Here is a 12,533-nt window from a genome sequence, read left to right on the forward strand (position 1 = left end):
GGTACAAATGTGCACGCCGCGTCAACGGGCGGGCGACAACGAGACGACCAGGGAGGATGGAGGAATGGGCATCAGGAGATTGCTGCGCGCGCTCGGCGCGTGCGCGGCCGCCGTCGCGGCCGGCCCGGCGCTCGCGCAGCCGGGGCCCTTGCCGGAGCCCTTGGCGGTTCGGATCGGGGTGCTGACGGATCTCTCGAGTCTCTACGCGGACACCAACGGCAGTGGCGCCGTGACGGCGGCCCGCATGGCGGTCGAGGATTACGAGGCGGCGGGCGGCACGGTGAGGGCCGAGGTCGTGTCCGCCGACCACCAGAACAAGGCCGATATCGGCTCGACGATCACGCGGGAATGGTTCGACCGGGGCGGCGTGGACGTCGTCGTGGACGTGCCGAACTCGGCCGTGGCCCTCAGCGTGACGGAGCTGGCGCGTCAGAAGAACAAGGTCTTCATGAATTCGGGTGCGTCCTCGTCCGATTTCACGGGCAAGAACTGCACCCCCAACAGCATTCACTGGACCTACGACACCTACGCGCTCGCGACCGGCACCAGCCGGGCCGTGGTGGCCTCGGGCGGGGATTCCTGGTACCTGCTGACGGCGGATTACGCGTTCGGCCACACGATGGAGGCCGACATCCGCAAGATCCTCTCGGCCTCGGGCGCCACGGTGGTGGGCAGCGCCCGCACGCCCCTCAACACCCCCGACTTCTCGTCCTTCCTGCTGCAGGCGCAGGCCTCGAAGGCCAAGGTGGTCGGGCTGGTCAACGCGGGCGGCGACACGATCAACGCGATCAAGCAGGCGTCCGAGTTCGGCATCGTGCAGGGCGGGCAGAAGATCGCCGCCATGGTGCTCTACATCACGGACGTGCACTCCCTCGGCCTCGGCGTCGCCCAGGGGCTGCAGTTCACGGCCGCCTATTACTGGGATCTCAACGACGGCACCCGGGCCTTCGCCAAGCGGTTCTCCGCGCGCATGGGCGGGCGCATGCCGACGCAGCTCCAGGCCGGCGCCTACTCGGCGACGCTGCACTACCTCAAGGCCGTCGAGAAGGCCGGGACGAAGACCGACGGCAAGCGGGTCGTCGAGGTCGCCAAGAGCCTGCCGACCGATGATCCGGCCTTCGGCAAGGGGACGATCCGGGCCGACGGGCGCAAGATGCACAACATGTACCTGTTCGAGACGAAGACGCCGTCCGAATCGAAGGGGCCCTGGGATTATTACAAGCTGATCAGGACCATCCCGGCCGAGGAGGCGTTCCGGCCGATGGGAGAGGGCGACTGCCCGATCGTCACCGGCTCGCGCTGAGGGCCCGCGGCGCGCGGCGACCGCGACGGCGGCCGCCTCGCGCCCTCATGAGGGCCCCGATCTCCTCGAAGACGAGATCGGCGCCCCGAACGGGCGGCGCAGCGTCGTGGTCCAGACCCGTCGTGGTCGAAAGCCCCTGAAGTCCGGCGGAGGGATCGTGCCGAACCTCGACGGATCGTCACGCGCTCACCGGGGCCCCGCGCCGTCCAGGATCGCGACCGCCTCCTCCGGCACCTTCCGCGCCCAGGCGCGGATCGGCCCCGCGGCGCCCGCGCGGAGCGAGGCGAGGAGCGCCGGAGGGGCCGGCTCGGCGATCGCCACGCCGTTCGCGCGCATCCGGGCGTAATTGTCGGCCGTGCGGGTCGCGAGCAGCGCGAACTGGCTCTGCTCGGTCTCCGCGGCCGCCGCCAGCACCGCCTCGCGCTGCGCAGGCGGCAGCGCCTCGACCGCGTCGGTCCGCACGACGGCCAGCGAGATCGGGATCGCGTAGTTGATCGCCGTGAAGTAGCGCAGGTCGTCCCACAATCTGCGTCCGGCGCCGCCGTCCCCGGAGGTGAGGATCCCGTCCAGGTCGCGGCTCCTCACCTTCGCGACGGCCTCGCTGAAGGGCATGAACTCCGCCTTCGCGCCGGCGGCCCGCATCACCTCGGCCGAGGTGGGGTCGTAGGCGCGGATCGCCATCGCGCGGAGGTCGTCCGGGCCGGCCAGGGGCCGCGCCGTCCAGAGGCCGGTCGGCGGCCAGATCGTCATGTAGAGGAGCGTGAGGCCCCGCGCCGCGAGGGCCCGCGCGTAGAGCGGTCGCGCGCGCGCGTTCAGGTCCCTGGCGGCCTCGACGGACTGGACGACGAAGGGCAGGGAGGCCAGCCCGAAGATCGGATCGGTGGCCTCGAGCGGCCCGGCGAAGGCGTCGCCGCCCGAGATCCGGCCGTCCTGTGCCGCGCGGATCATCTCGCCCGAACTGATCTTCAGCGCGTTGTCGAGGGCGTTCGCCACCTCGACGGCGCCCTGCGTCCGCTCGGACACCCGCCGCGCGAAGGTCGTCAGCCCGACGCCCGAGACGGTGCTGGCCGGGTACTCGGTCGCCATCACCCACCGGACCTGCGCCGCGGCCGGGCCGGCGACGAGCGCGGGCAGGAGCCCGAGGAGCGTCCCGATCAGCCGCCGCCGCGTCCAACCCGCTCGCTGGGGCAAGCCCCGCCGCCCTCGCCTCATGGTGAGCCCCCTCCCGCCCGCACGCTCGCCGCTGCGGGGGCGCCATGGTTATCCCAGCAGGGCCGGGAGCGGAACGACCGCGATCCCGGCGGCATCGAGGGCCGCGCGCACGGCCCGCATCACCGGGACGGCGGTCGGCTCGTCGCCGTGGACGCAGAACGTGTCGATCCTCGCGGGAATCTTCCGCCCGGACTGGGAGATGATCGCCTTCTCGGCGATGAAGCGGAGCACCTGGTCGGCCGCCTGCCGCGGATCGTGGATCACCGCGTCGGGCCTCTCGCGCGATCTCATCTGACCGTCATCGTCGTAGACGCGGTCCACGTAGGATTCGGACGCCACCCGGAGGCCGAGGCGCTCCGCGGCCTTCGCCATCTCCGAGCCGACATTGGCGACGTAGATCAGGTCGCGGTCCGCCGTCCGGATGCCGCGCCCGATCGCCATGGCGTAATCCTCGTCGACGTGCGCCATGTTGTTCAGCGCCCCGTGGGGCTTGACGTGGGTGACCGTCGCGCCCTGGCCGCGCGCCAGGGCCTGCAGGGCGCCAATCTGGTAGGTGACGAGGTATTCGAGGTCGAGCGGGCGCATCCGGATCTGCCGGCGGCCGAAGCCCCAGACGTCGTTGAAGCCCGGATGGGCTCCGATCGAGACGCCGTTCGCGAGCGCGGCGCGGATCGTGTCGACCATGATGCCCGGGTCGCCCGCGTGCATGCCGCAGGCGACGTTGGCGGAGCCGATCAGCGGCATCAGCGCCTCGTCGTGGCCGATCTTGAACCGTCCGTAGCTCTCGCCGATGTCGGCGTTGATGTTGATCCTCATGGGGGCCTCCACGGCGGCGATCGCGGATGATGCGCGGGTGATCCAGGCGGCGCGCCCGCCTCGTCACTCGGCGGGTTCCTCCGGCGGGCCCGACAGGCGCCGGACCACGTCGAGCAGCACGGTCGCGCCCGCCACGAGCTCCGCCTCCGACGTGTGCTCGTGCGGGCTGTGGCTGATGCCGCCGGCGCTGGGCACGAAGATCATCGCCGCCGGGCAGAGGCGCGCCATCATCTGGGCGTCGTGCCCGGCGCCCGAGATCATGCGCCGCACCGACAGGCCGCGCCGCGTCGCGGCGGCCTCGATCGCCCGGACCAGGCCCGGGTCGAAGGCCACCGGGTCGAAGCGGGCGAGGCGCCGGACCGTCACGGCGACGTCCTCCGCGCGCGCCACCTGATCGAGCCGCTCGGCCAGGTCGGCCTCGAGCGCCGCCAGCCGGCCCGCATCCGGGTCGCGCAGGTCGACGGTGAACACGGCGCGGGCCGGGATGACGTTGATCGCCTCCGGCTCCAGGCGCAGGCGGCCGACCGTGGCGACGCTGCGCCCGTTCCCGGCCCTGGCGCGCGCGCGCAGCCACGTCACGACCCGCGCGGCGGCCACGCCCGCATCCCGGCGCAGCGCCATCGGCGTCGTTCCGGCATGGTTGGCCGCGCCCTCGATCGTGACCTCCTGCCAGGAAATGCCCTGCACCGCCGCCACGGCGCCGATCGCGGTGCCCTCGCGCTCCAGCACCGGCCCCTGCTCGACATGCAGCTCGACATAGGCGCGCGGCCGCAGGAAGCCCGGCGCGTGCGGCCCCGCGTAGCCGATGCGCGACAATTCCTCGCCCAGCACCGTCCCGTCCACGCCGACCGTCGCCAGCGCCGCCTCCGCCGCGAGGCCGCCCGCGTAGACGAGCGAGCCCAGCATGTCGGGCGCGTAGCGCACCCCTTCCTCGTTGGTGAAGGCGGCGACGGCGAGCGGATGCGCCGGCCGGCCGCCCGCCTCCCGCAGCGCCTCGACCACCGCGAGGCCCGCGAGAACGCCGACGCAGCCGTCATAGGCGCCCGCATCGACGACGGTGTCGATGTGCGACCCGATCATCACCGGGTCGCCCTGCGCGCCTTCGGGCCGCCAGAGCCCGAGCAGGTTGCCGATCCGGTCCACCCTCACCTCCAGGCCCGCCTCGCGCATCCAGCCCGCGACGGCGTCGCGCCCGGCCCTGTCCGCGTCCGAGGCGGCCAGCCGGGTCAGCCGGCCCTGGGCGTCGCGGCCGACCCCCGCGAGCGCCCGCAGGCGGTCGAGGAAGCGCGCGGCGTCGATGGTGGGGGGTGAAGTCATGGGACGGGTCCGGATGTCCGACGGCGTCGGGCGCGCCTAGAGCAGCACCCGATCACGTTGCAATCGGGTGCTGCTGTAGGTCTCTGATCTTGCCGCATTTTCTGCGACGAACCGGCATCCACTTCGTCGGAAAATGCTCTAGTCCTCGAGCGCGCCCTCGGTGACCAGGATCAGGAGCCGGCTCGCGCGGTCGAGGCCGAGATCGGCTCGCCTCCCCGGCTGCCGGAGGGCGGCGACGGCGCCCGCGAGGCCCGCGGCGCCCGACGGGGTCGTCGCGGGGCCGCCCTGCGCGGCGAGGAGCTGCGGGGCCGCCGCCAGGTCCGGCTCGGACACGGTCACGACGCGCACGCCGCGGCGCCGAAGCACGGCGAGGGCCGGGGCGCTCGCCTCGCCGCAGGACAGCATCTCGGCCCGCGTGTGCAGGTCGCCCGGCACGCGCACCGGCCGGTTCGCCGCCAGCGCCGCCGGGAGGCAGGACGCCGTCTCGGGCTCGACCGCCACCACCGATCCGGGCGGGGCCAGCCAGCCGGCGAGCCCCTCGGCCATCGCGGCGGCGAGGCCGCCGACGCCGGCCTGGACGAAGAGGTGCGTCGGCCGGGCCTCGCCCGCATCCTCGACCTGCCGCCGGATCTCCGCGGCCATGACGCCGTAGCCGGCCATGACGTCGCCGACGACGGGGTCGCGGGGATCGTCCGTGGTGTCGGCCACCAGGATGCCGAGGCCCTCCCGCGCCGCGGCCGCCGCGGCATCGACCGCGTCGTCGTAGGTGCCCGCGACCCTGACGATCTCGGCTCCCCATGCGGCGATGCGCCGGGCGCGGGGCGCGGGCACGCCCGCGTGCAGGTAGATGCGGGCGGCGGCCCCGGCGAGGCGCGCCGCGGCCGCGACCGCGAGGCCGTGATTGCCGTCGCTGGCGCAGAGGAGGGTCGGCTGGCCGGCCGGCCGCGCCGCGACGAGGCCGGAGAGGTCGGTCCCGGCGGCCCGGGCCAGGGCCCTGAGGCCCGCATAGGTGCCCCCGAGGGACTTGAAGCTGCCGAGCATGCGGCGCCCCTCGTCCTTGGCGAGCACCTGCGCGACGCCGAGATGCGAGGCCAAACCGGGAAGCGGCCGGAGCGGCGTGGGCGCGTAGGCCGGATCGAGGCCGCGCAGGTCCGCGGCGATCGCATCGATCGCGGCAATCATGTCGATCGCGGCGGGGTCGGCGATCGCGGCGGTGGGCGAGAGGGCGGGGTCGGTCATGCCCATAATGATGCCGGTCCGCGGCGGCGGAAGGCGCCGAAATCATGCTAAGGCTCGCCTGTTTCCGCCGCGAATCCGCCGCCCATGCCGGAAAACGTCGATCTCGACGCCTTCGATCGCGCTCTGCTGGCCGAGGTCCAGCGCGACAACCAAGTGCCGGCCCGCCTCCTGGCCGAGCGCGTCGGCCTGTCCGAGAGCGCGGTGCTGCGCCGGCTGCGGCGCCTGCGCGCCGAGGGGATCATCGTCGCCGACGTGGCCCTGGTGCACCCGGCCGTGCTCGGCGCGCCGCTCACCATCCACGTCCTGGTGTCGCTGGAGCGCGAATCTCCCGATCTCCTCGACGCCTTCGTGCGCCGGCTGCGCGCCCGGCCCGAGGTGAGGGCGGCGTGGTACGTCACGGGCGAGGTCGACTTCGTCGTGCACCTGCAGCTCTCGGGCATGGAGGCCTACGAGGCCTTCGCCCGCGAGGTCTTCCACGCCGATCCGAACGTGCGGGCGTTCCGCACCATCATCGCCATGCGGCAGGTCGCCGGCACGCCGCTGGCGGCCGGCCGCTCGGCCCCGTGATCGCGCGGCCGCGCGGGCCGCTCAGGTCGGCAGAGGAATCGCGCGCAGCCGCGCCACGGCGAAATCGACGAAGGTCCTGACCTTGGCCGGCGCGCGCCGTCCCCCGGGGTGCAGCACGTGGATCGGCAGCGGCGGCTCCTCGTAATCGGCGAGCACGATCCGCAGGCGCCCGTCGCGCAGGGCGGGACCGACCTGGTAGTGCAGCGCCCGCGTCAGCCCCCAGCCCGAGAGGGCCGCGGAGATCGGCGCCTCGTTGCTGTTGCTCTGAAGGGCGGAGTGGACGGTCACGCGCTCGTCGCGCCCGAACCGCCATTCCGGCGAGGCCCAGGCGCCGGTCGAGACCGCGATGCGGTGATCCTTCAGGTCGGCGGGCGTCGCCGGAACACCGTGCCGCTCGAAATAGGCGGGCGACCCGCAGACGACGCGGCGCATCGCCCCGACCCGGATGGCCGTGAAGCCGGAATCCGGCAGGTGGCCGATGCGGATCGCGACGTCGACGCCCTCCTCGACGATGTTCACCAGGCGGTCGACGAAGAGCGTCCGCGCGGCCATGGTCGGGTAGGCGTCGAGGTAGTCGGTGACGATGGGCAGCACGTGCATCTGCCCGAACAGGACCGAGGCCGTGACCGTGAGCGTCCCGGACGGCGTCGCGTAGGAGCCGGCGGCGGCGGCCTCGGCCTCGGCGAGGTCGGCCAGGATGCGGCGGCAATCCTCGACGTAGCGCCCGCCCGCCTCCGTCAGCTTCACGGAGCGCGTGGTGCGCACGAAGAGGCGGGCGCCGATGACCTCTTCGAGTCCCGCCACCGCGCGCGTCACGGCCGGCGGGCTCATGTGCAGGTGGCGCGCGGCCTCCGCGAAGCTCGCCGTCTCGGCGACTTTCACGACGATGCGCATGGCCTGCCAGCGATCCATCGCCCTCGCTCCCGCCTGCCGGACGCTCCCGCCGGGCGCGCGCCGCCCGCGTCCCCGCCCGCGCCGCGGGATCGCGCCGGGATGGTAGGATACGCGGGAGGACGGCGTCACCTCACCCGCCGGGGGCGGTCCGGCTCCGGCGGTCCGCCCCGGCGATCGTCGGCGGATCGGGGGAGGGAGGGCGGAAGGGCCGCGCGGGGCGCGCCTCGTCAGAGCGCGAGCCGGATCCGCTCCGCGCCCTCGGCCGGCACCGCCGAGCAGATCAGCACCTCGTCGCGCGCGACGGGCGCGCCCGGCTCCCGCAGGTAGGTCACCGCTCCGGCCAGGAGCTTGGTCCGGCAGGTGCCGCAGCTCCCCTGCCGGCAGCCGAAGGCGGGACTGAGACCTCGGGCCTCCGCCAGGTCGAGCAGGCTGCCCGAATCCGGGGTCCAGCGCGCCTCCTTGGCGGACTCGGCGAAGATCACCGGAACGGGCGCGGCCGAGGCGGGCGGGCGCGGCGGAGCGGCGGGCGCGGCCGGTGCCGTCCGGACCAGCGAGGAGGGACCGAACGCCTCCGCGTGGATCCGCGCGTCGGCGACGCGGGCGGCGCGCAACCCGTCGTAGAGCGCCTGGACGAAGCCCGGCGGCCCGCAGAGGAAGAAATCGGCGTCGCCGAAGGCGAGGAAGCGCCGCAGGAGGGCGATGTCGATCCGGCCCGCGGCCTCGTAGTCGACGCCCTCCCGGGCCCCGTCGGGGTCGCCGAGCACGCGCACGATCCGCACGGCGCCCCGCGCCGCCTCGGCGAGGTCGGCCAGCTCCCGGTCGAAGGGGCGGTCGGCCTTCGTGCGGGCGGCGTGGACGAGCGTGGTCGGGCGGGTGCTCCGGGTGCGCAGCCCCTCGTAGACGACGTGCCGCAGCATCGCCAGGAGCGGCGTGATCCCGATGCCGCCGGCGAGCATGACCGCCGGCCGCGGCGCGCGGGCGTCGATGGTGAAGCCGCCGCGCGGCGCGCCCGCCTCGATGGCGTCGCCGACCCGGATCGCGTCGTGCAGGTGGCGCGACACCGCGCCGTCCCGCTTGACGCTGATGCGGTAGACCGCGTCCGAGGGCGCGACCGACAGCGTGTAGGTCCGCAGGCTCGCCCGGTCCGACCCGGGCAGCGTCACGCGGATCGGCAGGTGCTGCCCCGCGCGATGCGGGATGAGCCCGGCCCCGTCGTCCGGAACCAAGTGGAACGAGCGGATCGCGCGGCTCTCCTCGACGATCCTCGTCACCCTGAACGGGCGCCAGCGGGCCGCGCGCTCGGCCGCGCGGAGGCGGTCGGCGGCCTCGCGCCAGTCGCCGGTCATCAGGGAGTTGGGCGACCAGCCCTGCGGCCGGAAGGACCAGCGCAGCGGGAGAGCCTCCCGCCTGCGCACGACCCGGCGGGGCCGGAAGGTCCACAGGCGCTCGGCGCCCTGAAAGGCCGCGATCTCGGGCGAGTCCAGGATCACCTCGGCCTCGCCGGTCATCTGCAGCAGGTCGCCCGTCTCGAAATCGGCGAAGACCAGCCCCGCCCTGCCGTTGAGGAGGATGTTGCCGAGCGTGGCGAAGAACAGGTTGCCGGCGAAGTCAGGCACCGTGAGCGTGCCGTCCGCGGCGACGCGGAGGAAGCCGGCCTTGCCGCCGCGATGCGAGACGTCGACCTGGCGGCCCGCCTCGCGCTCCGCGTAGGATGCCACGAAGAACGTGTCCGCCGCCGCGATCAGGCGGCGCGCCGGCGCGTCGAGCGCGGCGCTCTCCTCGACGATGCCGGGGGACGGCGCGCGCGGGTCGCGCACGAAGGCGGCGTCGCGCAGCTGGATGTACTGGGGGCAGTTGCCGAAGCTCTGGTCGACCGCGACGCTTAGGCCGCCCGCCGAGGCGCGCAGGACGCCGTTCGCGCGGTTGCGGCGGCGGGTGTGGAGCTCGATGCCGAGCAGGCCGACCGGCTCGCCCTCCCGCATCCCCGCGCTCGCCGGATCGGCGGCATCGCCCCCCGCATCGATGGTGAGGAGGCGGGGCGTGGGCGAGGCGATGAAGCCGGGCCGTCCGGCCAGGAGCGTGGCCCATGCCTCCCCCCGCCCGTCGACGCTGCCCAGGACCACGAAGGGGATCTGGGCGAAGAAGGCGCGGTGCTGGTCGGGCATGGCGTCCCGCACCACGCGCCGGCCCACCTCCTCCATGTGCGCGGCGACGCCGACCCGCTCCTGGATCGCCTTCTCGCCGGGGTGCCAGGTCGGCACCCGCGTCACGGCTCGAACCCCAGCCATGGCCTCGTCCTCCGATCCGGTTCCGCCGGGCGCCCTCGGGCGCGCCCGCACCCGCGGGTCACGCCGCCGCGGAGGTGCCGACGGGCGTCTCGGCGAAGGGGACGAAGCCCGGCAGGGCCTCGACCCGGCGCAGGAAGGCCGCGACGGCGGGGTAGCCGGACAGGTCGACATTCCCCTCGGGGGCGCGGGCCACGTAGCTGTAGAGCGCGACGTCCGCGATGGTCGGGCCCGCGCCGACGAGCCAGTCGCGGCCGGCCAGATGGGTGTCGAGCCGGCGCAGGAGCGTGTGGGCCCGGCCGATCACCTCCTCGGGATCGCGCTTCGCCCCGAAGACCGTGATGAGCCGCGCCGCCGCGGGGCCGTAGGCCAGCTCGCCCGCCGCCACCGACAGCCAGCGCTGGACGGCGGCCTCGCCGCGCGGGTCCGCGGGCAGCCAGTCGGTCCGGCCGAGCTTGCGTGCGACGTAGACCAGGATCGCGTTGGAATCGGCCACGACCACGCCGTCATCCACCAGCACCGGCACCTGCCCGAACGGGTTGAGCGCCAGGAATTCCGGGGTCTTGTGGGCGCCGGCCCTCAGGTCGACCTCGATCAACTCGTGCGGCGCGCCCACGAGCGAGAGGAAAAGGCGCGCCCGGTGCGCGTGGCCCGACAGGGGATGGTGGTAGAGCTTCATGATCGTCCTCGCCGCGGCGGCCGGGCCGTCCCCGGGCCGCCCGCGGAGGATGGCGAGGTCCCCGCGCGGCGAGAATGAGCGCTCTCGACAGTTCATCGTTCCGGATGCCGGAACAATCCGCGCGGCCGGTGCGGCGCGCCGGTCCGCGCGGGCGCGACGGTCAGCGGCGGGGCGTCGGTTGCTCCGCGGCGTCGCTCGCCGGGCCGCCCGCCCGCGCGGCGAGCGTATCCCGCGCGAAGGCCCCGAGCGAGACGCGCGCGACCTGCCGCAGCGCCTCGCGGTCGGCGCCCGACGACGCCAGGACGCCCATGCCCGAGGCCACCGTCGAGAGGAAGCGCGCCAGCGCCGCCGGGTCGGCCTCCCGCGGCAGGTCGCCGTCCTGCCTCGCCCGCACGAACCGCTCGCGAAGCTCCGCCTCGGTCTGGGCGCGCCGCGACGCCAGTTCGAACGGGATGTTCTCCGACCCGGCCCCGCAGGCGAGCCCGCCCTGGACCAGCAGGCAGCCGGGGGGATTGGCCGGGTCCGTGTGGCTCTCGGCGATGCTGCCCAGGAAGCGCTCGGCCACGTCGCGCGCCGTCGGGGCGGCCAGGACGTACCGCATGTGCTCGGAGCGTCTCTGCGCGTAGCGGTCGAGGGCGGCCTTCAGCAGGCCCTCCTTGCTGCCGAAGGCCGCGTAGAGGCTCGGCGGCTTGATGCCCATCGCCCTGGTCAGCATGGCGAGGCTCGCGCCGTCGTAGCCGTGGCGCCAGAACACCTCCATCGCCTCGTCCAGGGCCTTGTCCGTGTCGAAGGACCGGGGCCGCCCCATCGCCATCGTCCGCCATCTCCGCGTTTTGTAACGAGTGGTAAATAAGTCGCTTGACGCCCGGCGTCCACGCCGACATGTGTAGCGAACCATACAGATATCGGAGTCGGTCGTGACCCCTCAGCGTGACGCCTCCCCTTCCGCTTCCCCTGCCCGCCCCTCCCGCTCTCGTCTCCGCCCCGGCCTCGCGGCCGGCCTCCTGCTCGCGCTGCTGGCGGGCGCATCCTACCACGTCGCGTCGCCGGCGCTGCTGCGCGGGAGCCGGGCCGTCGCGGCGACGCCGCCCGCCGAGCAGGCCGCGCCGGCCGCCGTCGCCGCCGTCGAACCGCGCGAGGTCCGCCTCTGGGACGAGTTCTCGGGGCGCCTGGAGGCCGTCGACCGCATCGACGTGAGGGCGCGGGTCGGCGGCGCGGTCCAGGCCACCCACTTCGTCGAGGGCGAGATGGTCAAGGCCGGGGACCTCCTGGTGACGATCGACCCCGCGCCCTACGCGGCCGAGGTGCAGCGCCTGGAGGCCCAAGCGGCCGGCGCCGAGGCGCGCCTCGCCCTGACGGCGAGCGACTTCGCGCGTGGGCAGCGCCTGTCGGACCAGCGCATCGTCACGGCGCGCGACCTCGACGTCCGGGCCAACGCGTTCAAGGAGGCGAAGGCGAGCCTGGAGGCCGCGAGGGCGGCGCTTCAGGCGGCGCGCCTCAATCTCGACTACACGGAGGTCCGGGCGGCCGTGGCCGGCCGCGTCGGGCGCCGCGAGATCACGCCCGGCAACCTCGTGGCGACCGGGGCGGGCGCCACCGTGCTGACGACCCTCGTCTCGGTCGATCCGATCGACGCGAGCTTCGACGCGGACGAGGCCACCGTCCTGCGGGCGCTGGCCTCGATCGCCGAGCCGTCGAGCGGGCGCGGCCAGCTCGCGCGCGTTCCGGTCGAGATGGTCACGGCCGATGGCGGCCGCGCCAGGGGCCACCTCCAGTTCATCGACAACAGGGTCGACGCGCGCAGCGGGACGATCCGCGTCCGCGCGCGCTTCGCCAACCGGGACGGCCGCCTGATGCCCGGGCAGTTCGCGCGCATCCGGCTCGGGCAGGCCGTGCCCGAGACGCTCCTGCTCGTGGACGAGCGGGCGGTCGGCACCGACCAGGACAAGAAGTTCGTCCTGGTGGTGGGCGCGGATGGCCGGGCCGCTCTCCGGGCGATCACCCTCGGCCGGGCCGTCGACGGCCTGCGGGTCGTGACCTCCGGCCTCGCCGCCGGCGAGCGCATCGTGGTCAACGGGCTGCAGCGCATCCGGCCCGGCACGCTCGTCAGCGCCACTCCGGTGACCATGGGCGCGCGGTCGCCCTCGCAGGACGGACCGTCCGCTCCGGGCAAGCTCGCGCAGCGCTGAGCAGGTTCGCGCAGCGCTGAGCAGGTTCGCGC

11 protein-coding genes are annotated in these 12,533 nt (G+C 74.5%); 3 read left to right on the forward strand and 8 right to left on the reverse strand.

The annotated features are described in order from the left end of the window. Window positions 1-64: 64 nt before the first annotated feature. Complete coding sequence (locus QA634_RS06790) at window positions 65-1,303, forward strand: ABC transporter substrate-binding protein (RefSeq protein WP_012331272.1); 1,239 nt, start codon at window positions 65-67, stop codon at window positions 1,301-1,303. A 186-nt stretch (window positions 1,304-1,489) separates the two neighbouring features. On the opposite strand, the gene QA634_RS06795 is transcribed toward QA634_RS06790, so the two are convergent. The 4 genes from QA634_RS06795 to QA634_RS06810 form a co-directional block, all read right to left on the reverse strand. Beyond that, complete coding sequence (locus QA634_RS06795; RefSeq protein ID WP_265576547.1) at window positions 1,490-2,494, reverse strand: TRAP transporter substrate-binding protein; 1,005 nt, start codon at window positions 2,492-2,494, stop codon at window positions 1,490-1,492. A 69-nt stretch (window positions 2,495-2,563) separates the two neighbouring features. Next, on the reverse strand, window positions 2,564-3,331 hold the full coding sequence (locus QA634_RS06800; RefSeq protein WP_012331274.1) for a LamB/YcsF family protein: 768 nt from the start codon (window positions 3,329-3,331) through the stop codon (window positions 2,564-2,566). A 63-nt stretch (window positions 3,332-3,394) separates the two neighbouring features. Next, window positions 3,395-4,648 (reverse strand): Zn-dependent hydrolase, encoded by a 1,254-nt coding sequence (locus tag QA634_RS06805; RefSeq protein ID WP_012331275.1) that lies wholly within the window; start codon window positions 4,646-4,648, stop codon window positions 3,395-3,397. A 138-nt stretch (window positions 4,649-4,786) separates the two neighbouring features. Beyond that, window positions 4,787-5,887 carry a pyridoxal-phosphate dependent enzyme gene (locus QA634_RS06810; protein ID WP_050777549.1) on the reverse strand — a complete coding sequence of 367 codons (1,101 nt, stop codon included), beginning with the start codon at window positions 5,885-5,887 and terminating at the stop codon, window positions 4,787-4,789. Window positions 5,888-5,971: 84 nt separating this feature from the next. Here QA634_RS06810 and QA634_RS06815 point away from each other — a divergent pair, with 84 nt between their 5' ends. Continuing rightward, window positions 5,972-6,454, forward strand: a complete 483-nt coding sequence (locus QA634_RS06815; protein WP_012331277.1) for an Lrp/AsnC family transcriptional regulator — start codon at window positions 5,972-5,974, stop codon at window positions 6,452-6,454. A 21-nt stretch (window positions 6,455-6,475) separates the two neighbouring features. On the opposite strand, the gene QA634_RS06820 is transcribed toward QA634_RS06815, so the two are convergent. The 4 genes from QA634_RS06820 to QA634_RS06835 form a co-directional block, all read right to left on the reverse strand. Further along, on the reverse strand, window positions 6,476-7,366 hold the full coding sequence (locus QA634_RS06820) for a LysR family transcriptional regulator (protein WP_012331278.1): 891 nt from the start codon (window positions 7,364-7,366) through the stop codon (window positions 6,476-6,478). Between the two features lie 209 nt (window positions 7,367-7,575). Further along, window positions 7,576-9,636, reverse strand: coding sequence for a 2Fe-2S iron-sulfur cluster-binding protein (locus QA634_RS06825; RefSeq protein ID WP_012331279.1), 2,061 nt, complete (start codon window positions 9,634-9,636; stop codon window positions 7,576-7,578). A gap of 58 nt (window positions 9,637-9,694) precedes the next feature. After that, window positions 9,695-10,312, reverse strand: coding sequence for a glutathione S-transferase family protein (locus tag QA634_RS06830; protein WP_012331280.1), 618 nt, complete (start codon window positions 10,310-10,312; stop codon window positions 9,695-9,697). A gap of 160 nt (window positions 10,313-10,472) precedes the next feature. After that, the gene (locus QA634_RS06835; protein WP_012331281.1) at window positions 10,473-11,126 is read right to left on the reverse strand and encodes a TetR/AcrR family transcriptional regulator; all 654 of its coding nucleotides are present in this window, start codon (window positions 11,124-11,126) and stop codon (window positions 10,473-10,475) included. Between the two features lie 88 nt (window positions 11,127-11,214). On the opposite strand from QA634_RS06835, the gene QA634_RS06840 reads away from it, so the two are divergent. Next, the gene (locus QA634_RS06840; protein ID WP_085984458.1) at window positions 11,215-12,501 is read left to right on the forward strand and encodes an efflux RND transporter periplasmic adaptor subunit; all 1,287 of its coding nucleotides are present in this window, start codon (window positions 11,215-11,217) and stop codon (window positions 12,499-12,501) included. Window positions 12,502-12,533 lie beyond the last annotated feature (32 nt).

This window comes from Methylobacterium sp. CB376, from assembly GCF_029714205.1.
Classification (GTDB): domain Bacteria; phylum Pseudomonadota; class Alphaproteobacteria; order Rhizobiales; family Beijerinckiaceae; genus Methylobacterium.

Excerpts from the sequence above, each read along its gene's own strand:
- QA634_RS06800 (WP_012331274.1), bottom strand. The coding sequence starts at position 3,331 with ATGAGGATCAACATCAACGCCGACATCGGCGAGAGCTACGGACGGTTC.
- QA634_RS06825 (WP_012331279.1), bottom strand. The coding sequence starts at position 9,636 with ATGGCTGGGGTTCGAGCCGTGACGCGGGTGCCGACCTGGCACCCCGGC.
- QA634_RS06790 (WP_012331272.1), top strand. The coding sequence starts at position 65 with ATGGGCATCAGGAGATTGCTGCGCGCGCTCGGCGCGTGCGCGGCCGCC.
- QA634_RS06805 (WP_012331275.1), bottom strand. The coding sequence starts at position 4,648 with ATGACTTCACCCCCCACCATCGACGCCGCGCGCTTCCTCGACCGCCTG.
- QA634_RS06830 (WP_012331280.1), bottom strand. The coding sequence starts at position 10,312 with ATGAAGCTCTACCACCATCCCCTGTCGGGCCACGCGCACCGGGCGCGC.
- QA634_RS06835 (WP_012331281.1), bottom strand. The coding sequence starts at position 11,126 with ATGGCGATGGGGCGGCCCCGGTCCTTCGACACGGACAAGGCCCTGGAC.
- QA634_RS06810 (WP_050777549.1), bottom strand. The coding sequence starts at position 5,887 with ATGACCGACCCCGCCCTCTCGCCCACCGCCGCGATCGCCGACCCCGCC.
- QA634_RS06815 (WP_012331277.1), top strand. The coding sequence starts at position 5,972 with ATGCCGGAAAACGTCGATCTCGACGCCTTCGATCGCGCTCTGCTGGCC.
- QA634_RS06820 (WP_012331278.1), bottom strand. The coding sequence starts at position 7,366 with ATGGATCGCTGGCAGGCCATGCGCATCGTCGTGAAAGTCGCCGAGACG.